Below are 19725 nucleotides of genomic sequence, written 5' to 3'. Positions count from 1 at the left end.
AAGATTCTTTCAAAAATTAGGGAAGCCCCGGCAAGAAAAAGAATACTTTATCCGCGCGCTTGCCCGTACACTGCAGCGGAGAAAGGTGCGGTGTTTTGCCGCACCCGCCGGCCTTGGCGCCGGCCCCATCCACACCCCACAAAAACCTGAAGAGCCACAAGCCGATATCAGGAGATCTCCCCAGGAGACAAGACGATGAACGCCTCACTACCAGAACACATCCGCAAGGCGCTGGAAAGCGTCACGCTCGACGACAAATACGCGCTCGACCATGGCCGCGCCTTCATGAGCGGTGTGCAGGCTCTGGTGCGCCTGCCCATGCTGCAGCGCCAGCGCGATGCACTGCAGGGCCTGAACACGGCCGGTTTCATCAGCGGCTACCGTGGCTCTCCGCTGGGTGGTTACGACCAGGCACTGTGGGCTGCCAAGAAGTATTTGAAAGAGAACCACATCGAGTTTCAACCCGGTGTGAATGAAGAGTTGGGCGCCACGGCTGTCTGGGGCACGCAGCAGCTGGATCTGTACCCACAGAGCAAGAAATTCGATGGCGTGTTTGGCATCTGGTATGGCAAGGGCCCAGGCGTGGACCGCAGTGTGGACGTGTTCAAGCATGCCAACATGGCAGGCACGGCCAAGCACGGCGGCGTGATTGCGCTGGCTGGAGACGACCACATCAGCAAGTCATCCACCGCAGCGCACCAGAGCGACCACATCTTCAAGGCCGTGGGCTCGCCGGTGTTCTTTCCTTCCAGCGTGCAGGACATTCTGGACATGGGGCTGCACGCATTTGCGCTCAGCCGCTTTGCAGGCGTGTGGTCGGGCATGAAGACGATCCAGGAGATCGTCGAGTCCTCGTCCAGCATTTCGGTCGATCCGGACCGCGTGAACATCATCACGCCCGACGATTTTGTGATGCCGCCCGGCGGCCTGCACATCCGCTGGCCCGATGCGCCGCTGGAGCAGGAAGCGCGCCTGATGGACTACAAGTGGTATGCCGCACTGGCATATATCCGCGCCAACAAGCTCAACTACAACGTGATCGAGACCAGGCAGGACCGCTTTGGCATCATTGCCAGCGGCAAGGCGTTCAACGACACGCGCCAAGCGCTGGTCGACCTGGGCCTGGATGACGACACCTGCCGCCAGTTGGGCATCCGCCTGCACAAGGTGAACGTGGTCTGGCCGCTGGAAGCATCGATCACGCGCGACTTCGCCATGGGTCTGCAGGAAATCCTGGTGGTGGAGGAAAAGCGCCAGGTGATCGAGTACCAGCTGAAGGAAGAGTTGTACAACTGGCGCTCGGACGTGCGCCCGAACGTGCTGGGCAAGTTCGACGAGACCGACGGCGACAATTCCGGCGGCGAATGGTCGGTGCCCAACCCGAGCGCCCACTGGCTGCTGCGCCCCAAGGCCGACTTGACGCCCGCCATCATCGCGCAGGCCATCGCCAAGCGCCTCAAGAAGCTGGGCGTGCCCGATGACATCGTGCGCCGCATGGATGCGCGCCTGGAAATCATTGCCGCGCGCGAAAAAGGCTTGATCGAGCTCAAGCAGGACAGCGGCGACCGCCTTCCGTGGTTCTGCAGCGGTTGCCCGCACAACACCAGCACCCGGGTGCCTGAAGGCAGCCGCGCCGTGGCTGGCATTGGCTGCCACTACATGGTCAACTGGATGCCTGACCGCAACACCAGCACCTTCACGCAAATGGGCGGAGAAGGCGTTACCTGGGTCGGTCAGGCGCCATTCACCACCGACAAGCACATTTTCTCGAACCTGGGTGACGGCACCTACTTCCACAGCGGGCTGCTTGCCATCCGCCAGAGCATTGCCTCTGGCGTGAACATCACGTACAAGGTGCTGTACAACGATGCCGTGGCGATGACCGGCGGCCAGCGCGTGGGCGAGCGCCCCGAAGGCCATTCGGTGCTGCAGATCATGAACAGCCTGTTGTCCGAGGGTGTGAAAAAGCTCGTGATCGTGACCGACGAGCCGCAGAAGTACGACGGCGTCAAGCTGGGCGAAGGCGTGACGGTGCACCACAGGGATGAGCTGGACCGCATTCAGCGTGAGTTCCGCGAGATTGCGGGCACTACGGCCATCATCTACGACCAGACCTGCGCCACCGAAAAGCGCCGTCGCCGCAAACGCGGCACCATGGCCACGCCGGACAAGACCGTCGTCATCAACGAAGCGGTGTGCGAAGGCTGCGGCGACTGCTCGACCAAGTCGAATTGCCTGTCGGTGGAGCCAGTCGAGACCGACTTTGGCCGCAAGCGCAAGATCAACCAGAGCACCTGCAACAAGGATTTCTCCTGCGTCAACGGCTTCTGCCCCAGCTTTGTCACCATCGAAGGCGGCAAGCTGAAAAAAGCCAAGAAAGAGCAGAAGGGTGACCTGAGCAAGCTCCCACCCCTGGCCGAGCCGCTGCTGCCCAACGCCACGCAGGCCTGGGGCATTGTGGTTGCGGGTGTCGGTGGCACGGGGGTGATCACGATCGGATCGCTCCTGGGCATGGCTGCGCACCTGGAGGGCAAGGGCGTGGTCACACAGGATGCGGCAGGCCTGGCCCAGAAGGGCGGCTCCACCTGGAGCCACATCCAGATCGCCAATTCGCCGGACGCCATCTACACCACCAAGGTGGACACGGCCAAGGCCGACCTGATCATTGGCTGCGACCCGATCGTGGCTGCCACCAAGACCACCCTGGCTGCCATGCAGCAGAACCGCACCTTTGTGGCGCTCAACACCCACAACACGCCGACGGCGGCATTTGTGCACAACCCGAACTGGCAGTTCCCCGAGGCGAGCTGCGAGGCTGCCATTCTTGCAGCCGTGGGGCAGGACGGCGTGGGCATGTTCGATGCCGAGCACATCGCCACCCAGGCGCTGGGCGACAGCATCTACACCAACCCGCTGATCCTGGGCTACGCCTGGCAAAAGGGCCGCGTGCCCTTGTCGCACGCTGCGCTGATGCGCGCCATGGAGCTGAACGGCGTGCAGGTGGACAACAACAAGGCGGCATTCGAATGGGGGCGCCAGTGTGCCGCCAATCTGTCGCAGGTGCAGTCCATGTTTGCCGCGCAACAGGTGATCCAGCTGGTCAAGAAGCCATCGCTGGAAGAGCTGGTGACCAAGCGCGTGGCCTTCCTGACCGACTACCAGGACGCGGCCTACGCTGCCGATTACCAGGCGTTCGTCAACAAGGTGCATGCCGCCGAAGCGCAATTGGGCACCGGCACGCGCCTGTCGCAGGCCGTCGCGCGGTACCTGTTCAAGCTGATGGCTTACAAGGATGAGTACGAGGTGGCACGCCTGCACACCAGCCAGGAGTTCACCGACAAGATTGCCAGCATGTTTGAAGGCGATTACAAGATCGTGCACCATCTGGCGCCGCCGCTGACGGCGGCGAAGAACGACAAGGGCGAACTGGTCAAAAAGGCTTACGGCCCCTGGATGCGCAAGGCCTTTGGCGTGCTGGCCGGCCTCAAGGGCCTGCGTGGCGGCGCGCTGGATATTTTTGGCCGTACCGAGGAGCGCCACATGGAGCGGGCCCTGATCCAGGAGTACCGCGACTGTGTGGAAGAGATGCTGCGTGGCCTCAATGCCCAGAACCTGGCACTGGCAGTAGAGATCGCCAGCATCCCCGAAGACATTCGCGGTTACGGCCATGTGAAGGAGCGCCATCTGGTGGCCGCCCGTGCCAAGTGGCAGCAACTGCTGCAGCGCTGGCGCAATCCGGCGGCAGCAGCCCAGACGGCTGGCAGCGATGCCCGGCAACCGGCCCAAGTCTGATGCCGCAAGTGTTGGTATGAAAGGCTGCCTCGGGCAGCCTTTTTCGTCGAGGGGCTTTCGATGAATGACAAATTTGTCAATCTCGATGAATGGCTGCGCATGGCATGCAGGGAATGGAGACGATAAACGCCCTACAGGCATTCGCCTCCCTTGGATAGCCGGGTGGCACAAAACCTGCTTAATTCCATGAAAAACAGGGGAAAAACCGCCCCAGATGCAGGTATTGCCACCACCGTGAGGAAAGCGCACGCATACAATGCCTATCTTTGGGCCGCCGAGACAGGCGCCTGCATCTACGTTTGGAGCTTCATTTGTTTATCTCTTCCGCTTTTGCCCAGACTGCCCCGGCTGCCGCTGCTTCGGGTGGCATGACCTCCACCCTGACCAGCATGCTGCCTTTGGTGCTGATGTTCGTGGTGCTCTATTTCCTGATGATCCGTCCTCAGATGAAGCGCCAGAAAGAGCACCGCGCCATGATCGAAGCACTGGCCAAGGGCGACGAGATCGTCAGCTCCGGTGGCCTCGTGGGCCGTGTGGCGGGCCTGAACGAGCAGTTTGTGCAGCTGGAGCTGGCCGAAGGCGTGGTGGTGCAATTGCAGCGCAGCGCGGTTGTTCAGGTGCTCCCCAAAGGGACCCTGAAGTAATCTTCGAGAGAACAGATGTGGCGCAGCATGGCTGCGCCTTGTATTTTGTGTAAGGTTAAAGCGCGATCATGAACCGTTATCCGGTCTGGAAGTACGCGATCATTGTGATCGCGCTTCTGGTGGGGATTATTTATACCCTGCCGAATTTTTTTGGTGAGGCGCCTGCCGTGCAGGTCGCCTCGGTCAAGGCCACGGTGCCCGTGGATGCGGCGCTCGAAAAGCGGGTGGAGTCGCTGCTGGCCGATGCAGAGGTGAAGCCGCTGTCGATCGTGCTGGATGGCGGATCGATCCGCGCCCGCTTTGACAAGGAAGACGAGCAACTCAAGGCCAAGGGTGTACTGGAGAAGGCTCTGATTCCCGATGCTTCCGATCCTGCCTATGTGGTGGCGCTGAACCTGATTTCGCGCTCGCCCGCATGGCTGACGGCGCTGCATGCCAAGCCCATGTACCTGGGCCTGGATTTGCGTGGCGGCGTGCACTTCACCTTGCAGGTGGACATGCAGGCAGCTGTGACCAAGCGCATCGAGACTTTGACCAGCGATGTTCGTCTGGCACTGCGCGACAAGAAGATTCGCCATGGCGGCGTGAACCGCGAAGGCCAGTCGCTGGAAGTGCGCCTGCAGGACGAGGCGACTGCGACCACCGTGCGCAACCTGATTGCCGACACCATGCCTGATCTGCAGGCCAGCGTGAACAATGCTGGCGGCACATATACGGTGCGCGCCAGCATCAAGCCCGAATCGTTGCGCAGCGTTCAGGAGCAGGCGCTCAAGCAGAACATCACAACCCTGCACAACCGTATCAATGAACTCGGTGTTGCCGAGCCGGTGATCCAGCAGCAAGGCTCGGACCGTATCGTTGTGCAATTGCCCGGCGTGCAGGACCCTGCACAGGCCAAGGACATTCTGGGCCGTACGGCGACCTTGGAAGTGCGCATGGTGGATGAGAGCTCGGAAGCGCGCTCGGCCGAAATGGGCTCGGGCCCCGTGCCTTTTGGCTCCGAAAAATACAACGACCCCAACGGCCAGCCGATCGTGGTGAAGAAACAGGTCATCCTGACCGGTGAAAACCTGAACGATGCCCAGCCGGGTTTTGACAGCCAGACGCATGAAGCCACGGTGAATCTGACGCTGGACGGCAAGGGCGCAACGATTTTCAAGGACGTGACCCGCGACAACATTGGCAAGCGCATGGCCATCCTGCTGTTCGAAAAGGGCAAGGGCCAGGTGGTGACCGCTCCGGTGATCCGCTCTGAAATCAGTGGCGGCCGCGTGCAGATATCGGGCCGGATGACCACCAAGGAAGCCAGCGACACTTCGCTGCTGCTGCGCGCTGGCTCGCTGGCAGCACCGATGGAAATCATTGAGGAATACACCATCGGCCCGAGCATGGGCAAGGAAAACGTCGAAGCAGGTATCAAGAGCGTGGTGGGTGGTTTTGTGGCCATCGCCATCTTCATGTGCCTGTACTACATGGTGTTCGGTGTAATCTCCAGCATCGCGTTGGTGGTGAACCTGCTGCTGCTGATGGCGATCCTGTCGATGCTGCAGGCAACGCTCACCCTGCCAGGTATCGCCGCCATGGCCCTGGCCATTGGCGTGGCCATTGACTCGAACGTGCTGATCAATGAGCGCGTTCGAGAAGAGTTGCGCGCAGGTGCGTCGCCGCAATCGGCCATCCATGCCGGCTACGAGCACGCGTGGCACACCATTTTGGACTCGAACGTGACGACCTTGATCGTGGGTCTGGCGCTCTTGGCGTTCGGCTCTGGTCCGGTGCGCGGCTTTGCCGTGGTGCACTGCATCGGTATCCTGACCAGCATGTTCTCTGCAGTATTCTTCTCGCGCGGCCTTGTCAATCTCTGGTACGGCTCTCGCAAGAAGCTCAAGAGTGTGGCTATCGGCCAGGTGTGGAAGCCCGAAGGTGAGGACCTCCGTTCCGTGGCCTCGATGAAGCGATAAGGAGGAAGAAAATGGAATTCTTCCGTATTAAAAAAGACATCCCGTTCATGAAATACGCGTTGGTGCTCAACGCGATTTCGGTCATCACCTTCGTTCTTGCGGTGTTCTTCCTGACCACCCGTGGCCTGCACCTGTCGGTGGAGTTCACTGGCGGTACGGTCATGCAGGTGGCTTACCAGCAGCCTGCGGATGTCGGCAAGATCCGTGAGCAGGTCGGTGCCCTGGGTTACCAGGACGTGCTGGTGCAGAACGTCGGCAGCGCAGACCGCGTGATGATTCGCTTGCCTATTGAAAAGGGCGTGACATCTGCACAACAGGGCGAGAAGGTCATGGCGGCGCTTAAGCAGGCCGATTCCAGCGTGACCTTGCAGCGCAGCGAATTCGTTGGCCCCTCGGTAGGAGAAGAGCTGGTGCACGGGGGCCTGATGGCGCTGGGCATGGTGGTTCTGGGTATCGTTATCTATCTGGCCATTCGGTTCGAGTGGAAGTTTGGTGTGGCGGCGGTCATTGCCAACTTGCACGATGTTGTGATCATTCTGGGTTTCTTTGCATTCTTCCAGTGGGAGTTTTCGCTGTCCGTGCTGGCGGGCGTGCTGGCGGTGCTGGGCTACTCGGTCAATGAGTCGGTGGTGATTTTTGACCGGATCCGCGAAGCTTTCCGCAAGTTCCGCAAACTCAACACGCACGAGGTGATTGACCACGCCATCACCTCCACCATGAGCCGCACCATCATTACCCACGCTTCGACCGAAGCGATGGTGCTTTCGATGTTCTTTTTTGGTGGACCGAGCCTGCACTACTTTGCATTGGCGCTGACTATCGGTATCCTCTTTGGTATTTACTCATCGGTTTTCGTGGCAGCTGCGATCGCGATGTGGTTGGGTGTCAAGCGGGAGGACTTGGTCAAGCAGACCAAGAAGGAGCATGACCCCAACGACCCCAATGCGGGTGCCACGGTGTGACAACTTAAGGCTTGTGCAGACCATGCCGCCGGACAAAACGCAACTCGATGAGACAGGCGTTTTGTCCGGGCTTGGTTTGCGAGGGCCACAATAACATTAACGCATCGGGAATTCTGTGGCTGTCGCTCCATCGCACCAACGCATCTGGCAAAAGAAACTGGCCCGGCAGGCGCGATTGCGGTTTGTCGGCGGTCTGTGTGCCGGGCTTCCCGTGGTGATTCTGCAACTGAATCAGCAGCTAGCAGCCATCCTCGCCAAACCCATCGTGGATGGAGGGCGCAGCCATGTGGCTTTGAGTGATGCCTTGAAGAAGCTGGAGCAGCACCAGAAGGCCTGGATTGATGCCGCCACCAAGCTCTTTCGTCAAAGCCTGTTGAGCGGAGATGCCCAGGAAGACACATCGTCCTCCAGCCTGATGCTGGAGCTGGTCACCGATGAGGCGATGAATGGCAAGATTTTTGCATCGCGCATGGCGGCCCAGGTTCTGGAGGCCGTAGCTCCTGCATTTGACCATGTCCGCAGAGTCACCCAGTTTCTGGAAGATGAAGAATTGGGGACGAGCGATATTCTGCGTCCCGAAATCTGGTGCCAGAAGTTGATGGAGGCCTGGGAGAGTGCAGGGTTGGACCGTGCCACGCTGGAGATGCTCCGCACGGAGTTGCTCGCGCAGATCACTGATGTGGGTGCAAGAAACTATGAAAGTGTGCAGCAGTTCTATAGCGAGCAAAATGCTGCCACAGAAGAGGATCTGAAAAGCAGTCGCATCAAGCGGACGGAAGGGGAGGCTGCCAGCGGTGCTGCAGCAGCAAGCTCCGGGCAGGTGGTGCCAGGAGCTTTCTCCGCCAACATGTCTGCCAGGGCAGGGCTGGCCACAGGAATGGTTGACGTAGCGCCCAGTTTTGCCGCAGTGCAGGGAATGGGTGCGATTGCAGCCGCCAAGCAGAAGGCAACGGGCGTGCTTGCGCAACTGAGAGGTTTTCTGGGCGGACTTGCAGGGTCTGCAGGTGGTGGGGGCGTGGCTGGCGGCGGCGCGACTGCACGAACAGTGCAAGGCGGCGGCGGTGGAGGTGGTGTACTGATTTCCCATGCACTGCAACAGGCGCTGATCGCACAACCCTCGATGATGGAGTCGGCCTGGTTCGACACCGTTCCGGGCCCGACCCAATACGGCGCTGCGCACATCATTGCGCCAGTAGCCATGGCTGCCAGGCAGCAATCGTCATCGCTCAAAAGCGTTGCAACATCTGACGAAGAAAAGGCGATCATTGAAATCATCGCCTTGATGTTCCAGAGCATTCTGAACGAGGACCGCATACCTGCCGGTATCCGAATCTGGTTTGCGCGTCTGCAGGTGCCGGTGCTGCGCGTGGCCTTGGCGGAGCCCGCATTCTTCAATGACATGGAACACCCGGCCCGTCAGCTGATCGACCGCATGGGGGCATGCGTTCTGGGCTTCGAGGCCTCAGCGCTCAGCGGGACGGCACTGGAGGCCGAAGTCAAGCGTGTGGTGCAGGTGATTGAGCAATACCCCGAAACGGGCAGCCGCGTGTTTCAACTGGTGCTCAAGGAGTTCCAGAAATTTCTGGAAACCAACCTGACCGAGCAGACGCCCAAGGCCCAGGAGTTGGTGAGTCTGGCGCAACAGGTGGAGCAGAAGGAAACGCTCGCCATCCAGTACACGATCCAGCTGCGCGATATGCTGCTGGACATGCCAGTCGATGGTGAGGTGCGCGAATTCCTGTTCAAGCAATGGTCGGATGTTCTGGCCATGTCAACCATCCGGTTCGGGGCCGAGCACGAGAACACCAAGAAATTCAAGCAGGCTGCATTGGATCTGGTGTGGTCCGCGTCCGCCAAACCCAGCAAGGAAGAGCGTGCCAAGGTCATCCGCCAGTTGCCTGTGCTGCAAACGGTCTTGCGCCAAGGTTTGACGCTGGCAGGTGTCCTGAATGAAAGACAGGATGAAATCGTCAAATCCTTGATGGACATCGTTGCCGGTGCGTTTCTGGCAAAGACCCATGAAATTCCCCGCGAGCGCATCGAGGCGATGGCACAACGCCTGGCCCACCTCGAAGATGCGCTCGATGACGTCGTGACCGAAGACTATCCGCTCAGCGCCGAGAGCATCGAGCTCATGCTGGGCATTGATACCACGGCCATCCATGTGATTGCGGACAATGGCACGCAAGTCTCGCCTGAAGTGCTGGAGTGGGCAAAGCACCTGGCGGTGGGCCATTGGTTCATGCTGGACCACAACGGTAGCCCCATGCAGGTGCAATATGCGTGGCACAGCGAGCGTCGGCAACTGCAATTGTTTGCGGCGCTCAGCGGCGTGTATTTTCTGTTCCAGTTGCGCAGGATGGGCAATTACCTGCAATCGGGCTTGCTGGTGCCGCGCGATGCGGAGGGCATCACGGCCCGTGCGGCGCGCGATGCCCTGGCAAAGATCGAAGCCAATCCCGAGCGCTTGTTGCAGTAGGTCTGCCGGCAATCAGTCACGGGTTGACTACTGAACTACTGTGCCGATCAGCCGCTGATTTGACGCTGGTACAGACCGCCTGGCAGGCGCGCCACCTGGCCTTGCAACTCCAGCTCAAGCAACTGGATCTGCAAGGTCGCCGCATCCCAGCCGGTTCTCGCAGACAGCGTGTCCAGATCTGTCGGGTCATAGCCCAGTGCTGCAAGCAATGGGTTGGCAGGGGGCTGGGAGCTGGGTGCACCTGCAATCCCGTCTGCCGCTGCAGGCGGCAGATTGCCAAACTTGGTGTTGGAAAGCAGTGGCAGTTCGTCCAGAATGTCTGCGACTGTTTCGACCAGTTTGGCGCCTTGCCGGATCAGTGCATGGCAACCCTTGCTCTGGGGGGAATGGATGGAGCCCGGGATGGCGAATACTTCGCGCCCCTGTTCATTGGCAAGGCGGGCTGTCACCAGCGAGCCGGATTCCGGAGCGGCCTCAACCACCAGCGTACCCAGTGCCAGGCCCGAGATGATGCGATTGCGCTTGGGGAAATTCTGCGCCAGTGGTGGTGTTCCCAGGTGGTATTCGCTCACGATCAGTCCGCGCTCCGCAACCTGCTGGGCAAGCGCATGGTTGTGTTTGGGGTAGACGCGGTCAATGCCGGTGCCGATCACGGCAATCGTCGCCGGGGTTTCAAGAGGCGGTGCTGCCAAAGCGCCCTGGTGCGCAGCAGTATCAATACCCAGCGCCAAGCCGGACACGATGCTCACGCCTTGGCTGGCAAGTGCCTGAGAAAAAGCATGGGCATTGGCACTGCCTTGCGCTGTGGGATTGCGGCTGCCAACAACTGCCAGGGATTTATCTGGCCAAGCCTTGAGCAAACCGTCTGCGCCAAACCATTGCTCATGTCCCAACACGTACAGCAGAACAGGAGGGTCGGCGGTTTCCAGCAGGCGGCCCGGATAGTCTGGGTCGCCCAAGGTGATGATGTGGCGCCTTAGCGACGATGATGGTGCCGTCAGCAGCCATGCGCAGCTTGCTGTTTGCAGGCTACGGACGGTATCCGATGGCTGGAGCAGGGCTTTTGTCTGGTTCGCCGAGATGCAGGATTGCAGCGCCGATGCGGGCTGCGCCAGAATCTGCGCGGGCAGACCAAACTGGGCAAGCAGGCGGCGAACCGACGTATTGCCCAGGCCTGGCGTGGCTGTCAGTTGAATCCAGTCGCGCAGTGCCTGTTCATGCATGGTTCAAGGACTGCGCGGGGTGGGGGCCGATACCTGTCAGGGGCGATAGTCGGGCGAGATGAGGGCATCGCCGACCTTCACGCCTTCCTTGGCCTCCAGAATCAAGGCGTAGGAAACCTTGTCAAAGGTGCGGAACACCATGGCCAGACCATTGGCTTCGTTCGGCAGCTTGATCACGGTCTGGTCGGCATCCGTCTTGTCCTTGATGCGGGCGCCGCGCGTCATCAGGCGAAATACATGGCCCAATTCCACACCGTCTGCCTGGCCACGATTGATGGCAATCACGTTGTTGCGGGCGGCGTACGCCACTGAATTGCTGCCGTAGATGGAGACCACGCTGCCTTGCAGGTGCTCATCGGGCGCGTGGGGGACATAGCTTGTCACCTGCAGGCGCGGCATGGGCAGCAGCTTGTCGCCGATGCGGATTTCTTCCTTGACCGAAGTCACGTCGAGCGAGGCCGGTACGGGGTCGGTGTGCTGGCGGCCCTTCACATCCAACGTGGTTTCCTGGCGTTCGCCTGCCACCAACTGGACTTTGCCCAGGTACTGCGCTTCGTAGCCCAGGATGGCGCCGGTTTCCGGATCCTTCATAGGCGTCGCGTTGCGGAACACACGGTAGAACTGGCGCTCCTGGCCCATTTCCAGCGAGTTGTCGGCCGAGCGCCCATAGACCCGGTCGCCGGGGGAGAGCAGGGCGCGTTCCTGGGTGGCGCCCACAAGGCGTGGCGCTTTTTCGCTTTCACCCTCGCCCAGTACCTCGGGCTCTACCAGGAAGGCTTCGATCAGGCGCTGGTTCACAGCGGGCAATGCGTTGCCAGACAGGCTTTCGCTGCGCACGCGCGGAGAGATGCGGATGACTTCGTCCTCGCCGCTGCGCGAAGTGACCAGGCGCGCAAAGCCATCCTTGCGCTCCAGGTACAGGGTTTGACCCGGGTAAATAAGGTGTGGATTGGCAATGGTCTGGAGGTTCATGCCCCACAGCTCAGGCCAGCGCCATGGCTGCTTCAGGTACATGCGAGAGATATCCCACAGCGTGTCGCCGCGCTTGACCACATAGGTATCAGGAGCCTTGGCTGCAAGATCGCTCTCTGGAATACCTTGCGATGCCACTTTTTGCGCAGTACTGCGTTGCTGGGCGGTAACCGGCAATTGCGATGCCGGGGTTGCCGCAAGGCTGGTGAGACAGACCGATGCGATGGCTGTCGCAACAGCGGTGACGCGCAGATGGCGGAACAGTAGCTGGGTTGGCGTGGATGCTGGCATTGCCGGGTGACTCCCTCACATGCGCTGGCGGGCTGCAGCCGACCAGCGTTCAATCGTTTGTAATTCGCTCTGATTCTCGGGCCAAGCCCTTGATCGATCAATGATTATTGCAAGCCGGGCGGGCATTGGCGAGCAAAAGTGGCGAAAATAACGACATTCACAGACCAAATCCATGACAATTCTGCCGATTCTTTGCTATCCCGACCCCCGTCTGCACAAGGTGGCCAAACCTGTTGCAGTGGTGGACGACCGTATCCGCACGCTCACCCAGGACATGCTGGCCACCATGTATGACGCCAGCGGCATTGGCCTGGCGGCCACGCAGATTGATGTGCACGAGCGTGTCATCGTCATCGACGTGTCCGAAGAGCGCGACCAGCCCATGGTCATCATCAACCCGGAAATTCTCTGGGCCAGCGATGAAAAGCAGATGGGCGATGAGGGTTGCCTGTCGGTGCCCGGCATTTATGACGGCGTCGAGCGCTCGGTTGCCGTCAAGATCAAGGCGCTGAATGAAAAGGGCGAAAGCCGCGAGATCGACGCCGAGGGCCTGCTGGCCATCTGCATCCAGCACGAAATGGATCACCTGATGGGCAAGGTGTTTGTCGAGTACCTCTCGCCGCTCAAGCGCAACCGCATCAAGACCAAGCTGGTCAAGCAGCAAAAGCGCGATCTGGCAGACGCGAAAGCCTGATATGCACACGCCCCTGCGCCACGGCACCGTATCCTTGCAGAGGGCGGGCTGTCGTCCTGCAAGCCTGTTGCACAGGCTGTGGGCGGTATTGGCGGCGGGGTTGCTGCTTGCAGGCTGTGCCTATCCCACCCAGTTCAAGCCGGGCGACAGCGCGCAGGCGGTGCAGGCCAAGCTGGGTGCACCGTATTCGGTGGTCAAAACCGATGATGGAGGTGAGCGCTGGCTCTACTCCACCCAGCCCATGGGACGCGAGGCCTTCCAACTGCGCTTTGGGGCCGATGGCCAGTTGCAGTCCACGACACAGGTGTTGACGGCTGAGAAATTTGGCGCCATCCGCAATGGCCAGTACACCGAGCGGCAACTGTTGCAGGACTTCGGGCCACCAATGGAAGTCACCCAGGTTTACAGTTTCAAGGGCCGCGTCTTTACCTACCGCTTCTGGGACAATAACATCAAGCGGTTTGCGCATGTGCATATCGATCCGCAGGGCGTCGTGCAAAAGCTGATGTTCATGGACGAGCCCACGCCCGAGCCGCGCCAGCGTGATTAACAGGCGGCTTGCAGCCATTGTGCAAGCCTGCCGATGACAGGGGCCTTGCGCCACCACCAAACGACATGAAAGTAGTATTTGCCGGCACGCCGGAATTCGCCCGTGTGGCGCTCACGCAGTTGCTGGCAGCCGGGTTTGATGTGCCTCTGGTGCTGACCCAGCCTGACCGCCCGGCAGGCCGTGGCATGAAATTGCAGGCATCGCCCGTCAAGCAGTGCGCACTGGACCACCACATTCCCGTCAGCCAGCCGCACAGTCTGCGCCTGGATGGCAAATACCCCGATGAGGCGGCAGCCGCCCGCGATGCCCTGCTGGCGGCGCAGCCCGATGTGATCGTGGTGGCCGCCTACGGACTGATCCTGCCGCAGTGGGTGCTGGATCTGCCCGCCAAGGGCTGCCTCAATATCCATGCCAGCCTTCTGCCGCGCTGGCGCGGGGCGGCTCCCATCCACCGCGCCATCGAGGCGGGCGACGCTGAGACCGGCGTGACCATCATGCAGATGGATATTGGCCTCGATACCGGAGACATGTGCCTGATCGAGCGCCTGAAGATTACCGATACCGACACCACCGCCAGCCTGCACGACAAGCTGGCCGATCTGGGCGGGCGCATGATTGTGGAAGCGCTGGAGATGAGCGCCTGTGGCGGCTTGGCTCGCACGCCGCAACCTGCGCAAGGCGTCACCTACGCGCACAAGATCGAGAAGGCAGAGAGCACCATCCACTGGGACGACAGCGCCGAGCAGATCGACCGCCGCATCCGTGCATTCAATCCGTTCCCGGCTGCTTCCACCCGCATCGGCGACGAAGTTGTCAAGCTGTGGTCTGCAGAAATTGATAGCAAAGAGCGCAATCCACAAGCGAAACCCGGGCAGATTCTGTCTGTATCTGATGAAGGCGTGGTCGTGGCCTGTGGCAACGGAGCCTTGCGCATCACCGAGTTGCAGCGTCCCGGCGGTAAGCGCTTGAAGGCCGCAGACTTTTTGCGTGGCCATGCACTGCAGGCAGGCCAGATCCTGGGCGACGATCCATCTGCACCGGCGGCTGCATGACCCTGCAGCAGCTGCGCCGCGCAACCGAACATCCGAGCTTTCGTGCCGGGGTGATCGATATGTCCGGCACCGCAGTCGGCATTGCCGCCTGGGCGCTGGTGACAGGCGTGGCCATGGTCAAGGCGGGCATTTCGGCGCCGATGGCCATTTTCATGTCGCTCGTCGTCTATGCCGGCAGTGCCCAACTGGCCGTGCTGCCGCTGCTGGCGGCCGGTGCGCCGCTGTGGGTGGTGTGGTTCACGGCGGCATGCGTCAACCTGCGCTTCGTCATCCTCTCGAGCATGTGGCGCACCTATTTTGCGCACCTGCCCCTATGGCACCGGCTGTGCATCGGCTATTTCAGCGGCGATGTGATTTTTGTGGCCTTCATGCGCCGCTATACCGCACCTGTGCCCAAGCCCCAGCAGGTGTACTACTTCTGGGGGGCGTCGTCGGTCAACTTTGTCGCCTGGCAAGGCTTCTCGATTGCCGGCATCCTGCTGGCCAATGTGGTGCCGCTTGAGTGGGGCCTGGGCTTTGCTGGCGTGCTGGCGCTGTTGGGCGTACTGTATTCCATGCTGATTGATCGCGCGACCAAGGTTTCTGCTGTGATTGCCGCCACTGCAGCCATTGCGGCCTACGGCATTCCGCTCAAGCTCAATATCCTGGTGGCAATTGCCTGCGCCGTGACGATTGGCCTTCTGGTGGAAGCGGTGGATCAGCGCGGGCGCAAACCCAAAATCGTTGTCGTGGCCAAAAGCAAGCCACTGCCGTCGCCCGGCCCGGAGCAGCCCGACGATGGAACCAGTGCCGTGCCCGTGCACGAGGAGCATGTGCGATGAGCGCCGAAGACTGGGAGCTGCTCTACCAACTGACGGCCATCGTCGGCCTGACGGTGATCACCGTCATTACCCGCGCGTTCTTCATGATTCCGAAAAACGAGCTGCCGCTGCCGGACTGGCTCAAGCGTGGCCTCAAATACGCACCGCTGGCGGCGCTCACCGCCGTCATCGCGCCAGAGGTGCTGATGACCCAGGGGCATCTCATCACCACGGTGCTGGATGCGCGCATTCCAGCGCTCGTCTGCGCCACCTTCTATTACTTCAAGAAACGCGGCATTCTGGGCACCATCGTGGTCGGTATGGCGGTATATCTGCCCCTGCACATTGGTCTGGGCTGGTGATTTGCTATTGATTTTGATGTGAATGCGCATACCAGTGGGGCGCTGGCGGCCGATTCCATCTTGATCTTTATCACTGGCGAGACGCAGACCTCTCCTGGCATCTGCACCCGCACGGATGGCGCCTCTACAATGGCGGCAATTCCGGCAGCGGCCATGCTGTCCTTCGGTTTTTTTGACTCTGTGACGACCATTCCATGAACATCCTCCGTTTCTCCGATCTGTGTGCCCAGGGCAAGGTGCAAGGCAAGCGCGTATTCATCCGCTCCGACCTGAATGTGCCGTTGAATGATGCCGGCGACATCACCGAAGATACGCGCGTGCGTGCGTCGGTTCCCGCCATCGAGATGGCCCTGAAGGCGGGTGCTGCCGTGATGGTGACCAGCCATCTGGGCCGTCCGACCGAAGGCGAATTCAAGCCCGAAGACTCGCTCGCCCCCGTAGCCAAACGCATGGCCGAACTGCTGGGCCGCGATGTTCCGCTGGTTGCCAACTGGGTCGATGGCGTTGAGGTGCAGCCCGGCCAGGTCGTGCTGCTGGAAAACTGCCGCGTCAACAAGGGCGAGAAAAAGAATGTTCCCGAGCTGGCGCAGAAGATGGCCAAACTCTGCGATATCTATGTGAACGATGCCTTTGGCACCGCCCACCGCGCCGAAGGCACCACCTACGGTATTGCCGAGTACGCATCGGTTGCCTGTGCAGGCCCGCTGCTGTCTGCCGAGATCGATGCCATCAGCAAGGCGCTGGCCAACCCCAAACGCCCGCTGGCGGCCATTGTTGCGGGCTCCAAGGTATCGACCAAGCTGACCATTCTGCAATCACTGTCCAACAATGTGGACCAACTCATCGTGGGCGGCGGCATCGCCAACACCTTCATGCTGGCTGCTGGCCTGAAGATCGGCAAGTCGCTGGCCGAAGCTGATCTGGTGGGTGAAGCCAAGGCGGTAATCGATGCCATGGCAGCGCGCGGCGCCAATGTGCCCATCCCGACTGATGTAGTGGTGGCCAAGACCTTTGCCGCCGATGCGCCCGCCACGGTCAAGAAGGCGACCGATGTGGCCGACGATGACATGATCCTGGACATTGGCCCCGAGACGGCGGCCAGGTTGGCTGAGCAGCTCAAGCAGGCGGGCACCATCGTCTGGAACGGCCCGGTCGGCGTATTCGAGTTCGACCAGTTTGCCGGCGGCACCAAAACCATTGCAGCGGCCATTGCCGAGTCGCCTGCTTTCAGCATTGCCGGTGGCGGCGACACGTTGGCAGCAATTGCCAAATACGGCATTGAAGACAAGATCGGCTATATCTCGACCGGCGGCGGTGCTTTCCTTGAAGTGCTGGAGGGCAAGACACTGCCAGCGTTCGAGATCCTGGAAAAGCGCGCCAACGGCTGAAGGCGACCCGCGTGGTGGCTCACGGCGCGCCCTGGCCGGAGCGCTTGCAAGGAGTAAACACTAAAGTGTGAGCAAAAACAACAAAATGCTTCGTTGTGCTCGCACTTTGGATCGTTTTCCTTGTCTTTGCGCCATCACATCTACAACAATGGAACCAAGCATGGACGGGCATCGGCTCGCCCACATTCCAATTCCGAGGAGGGAAAACATGGCATTGAAAAAGACCATTGGAGCTGCAGCGCTGGCTGGCGCTGTGCTCGCATTGACGGGCTGCGCGGTAGAAGCTCCCGTTCCATACGGCGCAAACTATGCGCAACCAACCCAGATGAAGGTGCGTGCTGCGGGCCACTGGGACCTGATGGCCAGCGACGTGGTGGCAGAAACCATGGCGACTCTGGAGCGCAATGGCCTCAATGCCAAGACGCCGCTGTATGTGGCCCTGCCGCAGAATGCTAGCGCGTTTGATGCGGTGTTCCACGATCTGGTGGTGACCAAGCTGGTGCAGCATGGCGCCTCGGTCTACAACACCCCTGGTCAGCAGCTTGAGCTGAACTACGATGCCAAGATCGTGCACCACAATCTGCAGCATGTCGGCGGCTACAGCCCCGAAGCGCCGGATGGCTACAACCGCAATGGTCACTACGGCTTTGGTGCCACCATTGGCGACGCCGATTACCAGCCCGTCACCGCCGCTGGCACACCAGCTTACTCGGAAGTGCTGCTGACCTCGACCGTGCTGCGCCAAGGCCAGTACGTGGCGCGCAAGTCCAATGTGTACTATGTGGACAATGCCTCCGTCGGCCAGTTCGCCAAGACCGAAGCCTATCGTGCCGTGAACATGAAGGTGGTGAACAAATGATGATGCGACTGACTTCCATTGCAGCTCTCGCATCTGCCGCCGTATTGGCAGGCTGCACCAGCTGGGGCGTTCCTGCCCAGCCGGTGAGCACGGTTCGCACCGAGCCTACCTACCAGGCTGCAGATGCCAACAATTTCCTGGCCAGCAGCCAGGACGCCATCAACAAGCTGACGGCCACCGTGGTGCCTCAAGCCGTGGGCACGGGCCCTGTGCTGGTGGCCACCGTGGTGAACGTGAACAACACCAGTGCGTCGGCCCCATTGGGTCGCACGCTGTCCGAGATCTACGCCAACCAGATGGCTGCACGTGGCTTCCACGTCAAGGAAGTCAAGCTGCGCACCGATCTGTATGTGCGTGAAGGCACTGGCGAGCTGATGCTGTCGCGCGAAATGCGTGACATTGCCCGTAGCCAGAACGCCTCGATGGTGGTGGTGGGTACCTACTCGCCTGCGGCCAACTTCACCTACGTCAGCCTCAAGCTCGTGCGCACCGAAGACAGCCGCATCCTCGCGGGTTACGACTACGCACTGCCAAATGACCGCGACGTGACCCGTCTGGTGAACGCACCTCGCTAAGGCAGAACGGGGCTCTCGCCCCTCTGAAAAGCACAGCGCACTATCAAAATGATAGTGCGCTTTTTTATGGTGGATGAGAGACGGGGAAATCCGGTTTTCGAACCCACGCTGCCCGGTCACCAGCGATGCCCAGTGACAAGCGCTCGAACATGCCAAGGCCGCTACACCTTGGATCTGCCTTTGCTCGGCCACAGTACCGAGGCAATGGCCACCACCATCAGGGCCACAGCCGTCCAGTCCTGCCAGTGCAGAACTTCCTCCAGCCACCACGCGCCGCTGAAGACCCCCAGTACCGGGATCATCATCACGCTCAATGTGGAGGCCAATGGTGGCAGGGTGCGCACCAGAAAGAACCAGGCCACCTGCGCAAAGCCGATCACCAGGATGGCATTGAAAAGAATGGCGCCCCAGGCCATTGCATCGGGGGCATGCCACTGCGGGCGTTCCAGCACCGTGGTCAGCACGCACAGGCAGAGGGTGGTTTCCACGGTCATCCAGAAAGCCAGCGTCAGTGTCGGTGCCGGGATCGTGGTGCGCCGCAGCAACTGCGTGCCCAGCGCCCAGCTGCCGGCAGCCACCAGCATCAGCGCCACACCCGTGGGTTTGCCTCCCAGCTTGTCCATCTCGTTCCACAGCAGCAGCAACACGCCGCCTGCTGCGGCTGCGACGCCAGCCCAGGCGCGCGCTGGCAGGCGATCGCTGAAGAACAGGGCGCCAATGGCTGCTGAAAAAATGGGCATGGTATAGCCTAGAATGGCGGCCCGCCCGCTGGGCAGCAAGGGGATGGCAATGATGATCAAGGTGTGCCACAGCACCATGTTGAAAAGGCCGAGCACCAATAGGCGCGCCCAGTAGCGGCGCTCCACCTTGAAGGGCGTCTTCAGCACCACCAGCAAGACCGCCAGCAGGGGCAGACCGATGAGCATGGAGCTGGCGCGGAAAGCCAGCGGAGGGAAATGCTGCACGCCCAGCTTCATCACCGGCCAGTTCAGGCCCCAGACCAGGGTCAACAGCGTCAATGTAATCAGTTGTTTTCGCGACAGGGTAGGCATGGGCAGCGATGGTAACTGCAATCCCCGCATGGCACAGTCAGCTGCGCAAAACCCATCGAGGGCGGCCTT

General features: G+C 60.8%; 17 protein-coding genes. 14 read left to right on the top strand and 3 right to left on the bottom strand.

Annotated features, from left to right (window positions below):
* The first annotated feature begins 195 nt into the window (after positions 1–195).
* The 5 genes from ABIE32_RS00345 (at position 196) to ABIE32_RS00325 (ending at position 9838) form a co-directional block, all read left to right on the top strand.
* A complete protein-coding gene (locus ABIE32_RS00345; protein ID WP_429012685.1) occupies positions 196–3792 on the top strand; it encodes an indolepyruvate ferredoxin oxidoreductase family protein in 3597 nt (1198 codons plus the stop codon).
* 311 nt (positions 3793–4103) lie between these two features.
* On the top strand, positions 4104–4436 hold the full coding sequence (gene yajC / locus ABIE32_RS00340) for a preprotein translocase subunit YajC (protein WP_224150583.1): 333 nt from the start codon (positions 4104–4106) through the stop codon (positions 4434–4436).
* A gap of 68 nt (positions 4437–4504) precedes the next feature.
* Positions 4505–6397: a protein translocase subunit SecD gene (secD, locus tag ABIE32_RS00335; protein ID WP_429012682.1), complete on the top strand. Its 1893-nt coding sequence runs from the start codon at positions 4505–4507 to the stop codon at positions 6395–6397.
* An 11-nt stretch (positions 6398–6408) separates the two neighbouring features.
* Positions 6409–7359: a protein translocase subunit SecF gene (secF, locus tag ABIE32_RS00330; protein ID WP_395023758.1), complete on the top strand. Its 951-nt coding sequence runs from the start codon at positions 6409–6411 to the stop codon at positions 7357–7359.
* Positions 7360–7474: 115 nt separating this feature from the next.
* Positions 7475–9838: a DUF1631 family protein gene (locus ABIE32_RS00325; RefSeq protein ID WP_429012679.1), complete on the top strand. Its 2364-nt coding sequence runs from the start codon at positions 7475–7477 to the stop codon at positions 9836–9838.
* 47 nt (positions 9839–9885) lie between these two features.
* On the opposite strand, the gene dprA is transcribed toward ABIE32_RS00325, so the two are convergent.
* A complete protein-coding gene (dprA, locus tag ABIE32_RS00320) occupies positions 9886–11061 on the bottom strand; it encodes a DNA-processing protein DprA (RefSeq protein WP_429012676.1) in 1176 nt (391 codons plus the stop codon).
* 36 nt (positions 11062–11097) lie between these two features.
* Positions 11098–12324, bottom strand: coding sequence for a LysM peptidoglycan-binding domain-containing protein (locus ABIE32_RS00315; protein WP_429012674.1), 1227 nt, complete (start codon positions 12322–12324; stop codon positions 11098–11100).
* Between the two features lie 172 nt (positions 12325–12496).
* Between ABIE32_RS00315 and def the strand changes: the two genes are divergently transcribed.
* The 9 genes from def (at position 12497) to ABIE32_RS00270 (ending at position 18604) form a co-directional block, all read left to right on the top strand.
* Positions 12497–13018: a peptide deformylase gene (gene def, locus ABIE32_RS00310; protein WP_224150577.1), complete on the top strand. Its 522-nt coding sequence runs from the start codon at positions 12497–12499 to the stop codon at positions 13016–13018.
* A 1-nt stretch (position 13019) separates the two neighbouring features.
* Positions 13020–13568, top strand: coding sequence for a hypothetical protein (locus ABIE32_RS00305; RefSeq protein WP_429012671.1), 549 nt, complete (start codon positions 13020–13022; stop codon positions 13566–13568).
* 65 nt (positions 13569–13633) lie between these two features.
* Complete coding sequence (fmt, locus tag ABIE32_RS00300) at positions 13634–14620, top strand: methionyl-tRNA formyltransferase (RefSeq protein WP_429012668.1); 987 nt, start codon at positions 13634–13636, stop codon at positions 14618–14620.
* The gene (locus ABIE32_RS00295; protein WP_184704354.1) at positions 14617–15441 is read left to right on the top strand and encodes an AzlC family ABC transporter permease; all 825 of its coding nucleotides are present in this window, start codon (positions 14617–14619) and stop codon (positions 15439–15441) included. Before fmt ends, ABIE32_RS00295 begins: the two co-directional genes overlap by 4 nt.
* Entirely contained in the window at positions 15438–15782 is a 345-nt protein-coding gene (locus tag ABIE32_RS00290) for an AzlD domain-containing protein (RefSeq protein ID WP_429012665.1), read from the top strand. The genes ABIE32_RS00295 and ABIE32_RS00290 overlap by 4 nt, the downstream gene beginning before the upstream one ends.
* Positions 15783–15800: 18 nt before the next feature.
* Positions 15801–15980: a hypothetical protein gene (locus ABIE32_RS00285; protein ID WP_429012662.1), complete on the top strand. Its 180-nt coding sequence runs from the start codon at positions 15801–15803 to the stop codon at positions 15978–15980.
* Positions 15977–17170: a phosphoglycerate kinase gene (locus ABIE32_RS00280; protein WP_429012660.1), complete on the top strand. Its 1194-nt coding sequence runs from the start codon at positions 15977–15979 to the stop codon at positions 17168–17170. The genes ABIE32_RS00285 and ABIE32_RS00280 overlap by 4 nt, the downstream gene beginning before the upstream one ends.
* Before the next feature lie 208 nt (positions 17171–17378).
* Positions 17379–18029 carry a hypothetical protein gene (locus ABIE32_RS00275; protein WP_429012658.1) on the top strand — a complete coding sequence of 217 codons (651 nt, stop codon included), beginning with the start codon at positions 17379–17381 and terminating at the stop codon, positions 18027–18029.
* A 2-nt stretch (positions 18030–18031) separates the two neighbouring features.
* Positions 18032–18604: a FlgO family outer membrane protein gene (locus ABIE32_RS00270; RefSeq protein ID WP_429012655.1), complete on the top strand. Its 573-nt coding sequence runs from the start codon at positions 18032–18034 to the stop codon at positions 18602–18604.
* A 161-nt stretch (positions 18605–18765) separates the two neighbouring features.
* Here ABIE32_RS00270 and ABIE32_RS00265 read toward each other — a convergent pair whose 3' ends face one another.
* A complete protein-coding gene (locus ABIE32_RS00265) occupies positions 18766–19656 on the bottom strand; it encodes a DMT family transporter (RefSeq protein ID WP_429012652.1) in 891 nt (296 codons plus the stop codon).
* Positions 19657–19725: the final 69 nt, after the last annotated feature.

The sequence above is a fragment of the Comamonas sp. 4034 genome, from assembly GCF_050434545.1.
Lineage (GTDB): Bacteria > Pseudomonadota > Gammaproteobacteria > Burkholderiales > Burkholderiaceae_C > Comamonas > Comamonas odontotermitis.
Note: the sequence above shows the minus strand (reverse complement) of the source record. Positions and strands in the feature narration are given on the sequence as shown.

Excerpts from the sequence above, each read along its gene's own strand:
- ABIE32_RS00345 (WP_429012685.1), top strand. The coding sequence starts at position 196 with ATGAACGCCTCACTACCAGAACACATCCGCAAGGCGCTGGAAAGCGTC.
- secD (WP_429012682.1), top strand. The coding sequence starts at position 4,505 with ATGAACCGTTATCCGGTCTGGAAGTACGCGATCATTGTGATCGCGCTT.
- secF (WP_395023758.1), top strand. The coding sequence starts at position 6,409 with ATGGAATTCTTCCGTATTAAAAAAGACATCCCGTTCATGAAATACGCG.
- dprA (WP_429012676.1), bottom strand. The coding sequence starts at position 11,061 with ATGCATGAACAGGCACTGCGCGACTGGATTCAACTGACAGCCACGCCA.
- ABIE32_RS00315 (WP_429012674.1), bottom strand. The coding sequence starts at position 12,324 with ATGCCAGCATCCACGCCAACCCAGCTACTGTTCCGCCATCTGCGCGTC.
- def (WP_224150577.1), top strand. The coding sequence starts at position 12,497 with ATGACAATTCTGCCGATTCTTTGCTATCCCGACCCCCGTCTGCACAAG.
- ABIE32_RS00305 (WP_429012671.1), top strand. The coding sequence starts at position 13,020 with ATGCACACGCCCCTGCGCCACGGCACCGTATCCTTGCAGAGGGCGGGC.
- fmt (WP_429012668.1), top strand. The coding sequence starts at position 13,634 with ATGAAAGTAGTATTTGCCGGCACGCCGGAATTCGCCCGTGTGGCGCTC.
- ABIE32_RS00295 (WP_184704354.1), top strand. The coding sequence starts at position 14,617 with ATGACCCTGCAGCAGCTGCGCCGCGCAACCGAACATCCGAGCTTTCGT.
- ABIE32_RS00290 (WP_429012665.1), top strand. The coding sequence starts at position 15,438 with ATGAGCGCCGAAGACTGGGAGCTGCTCTACCAACTGACGGCCATCGTC.
- ABIE32_RS00280 (WP_429012660.1), top strand. The coding sequence starts at position 15,977 with ATGAACATCCTCCGTTTCTCCGATCTGTGTGCCCAGGGCAAGGTGCAA.
- ABIE32_RS00275 (WP_429012658.1), top strand. The coding sequence starts at position 17,379 with ATGGCATTGAAAAAGACCATTGGAGCTGCAGCGCTGGCTGGCGCTGTG.
- ABIE32_RS00270 (WP_429012655.1), top strand. The coding sequence starts at position 18,032 with ATGCGACTGACTTCCATTGCAGCTCTCGCATCTGCCGCCGTATTGGCA.
- ABIE32_RS00265 (WP_429012652.1), bottom strand. The coding sequence starts at position 19,656 with ATGCCTACCCTGTCGCGAAAACAACTGATTACATTGACGCTGTTGACC.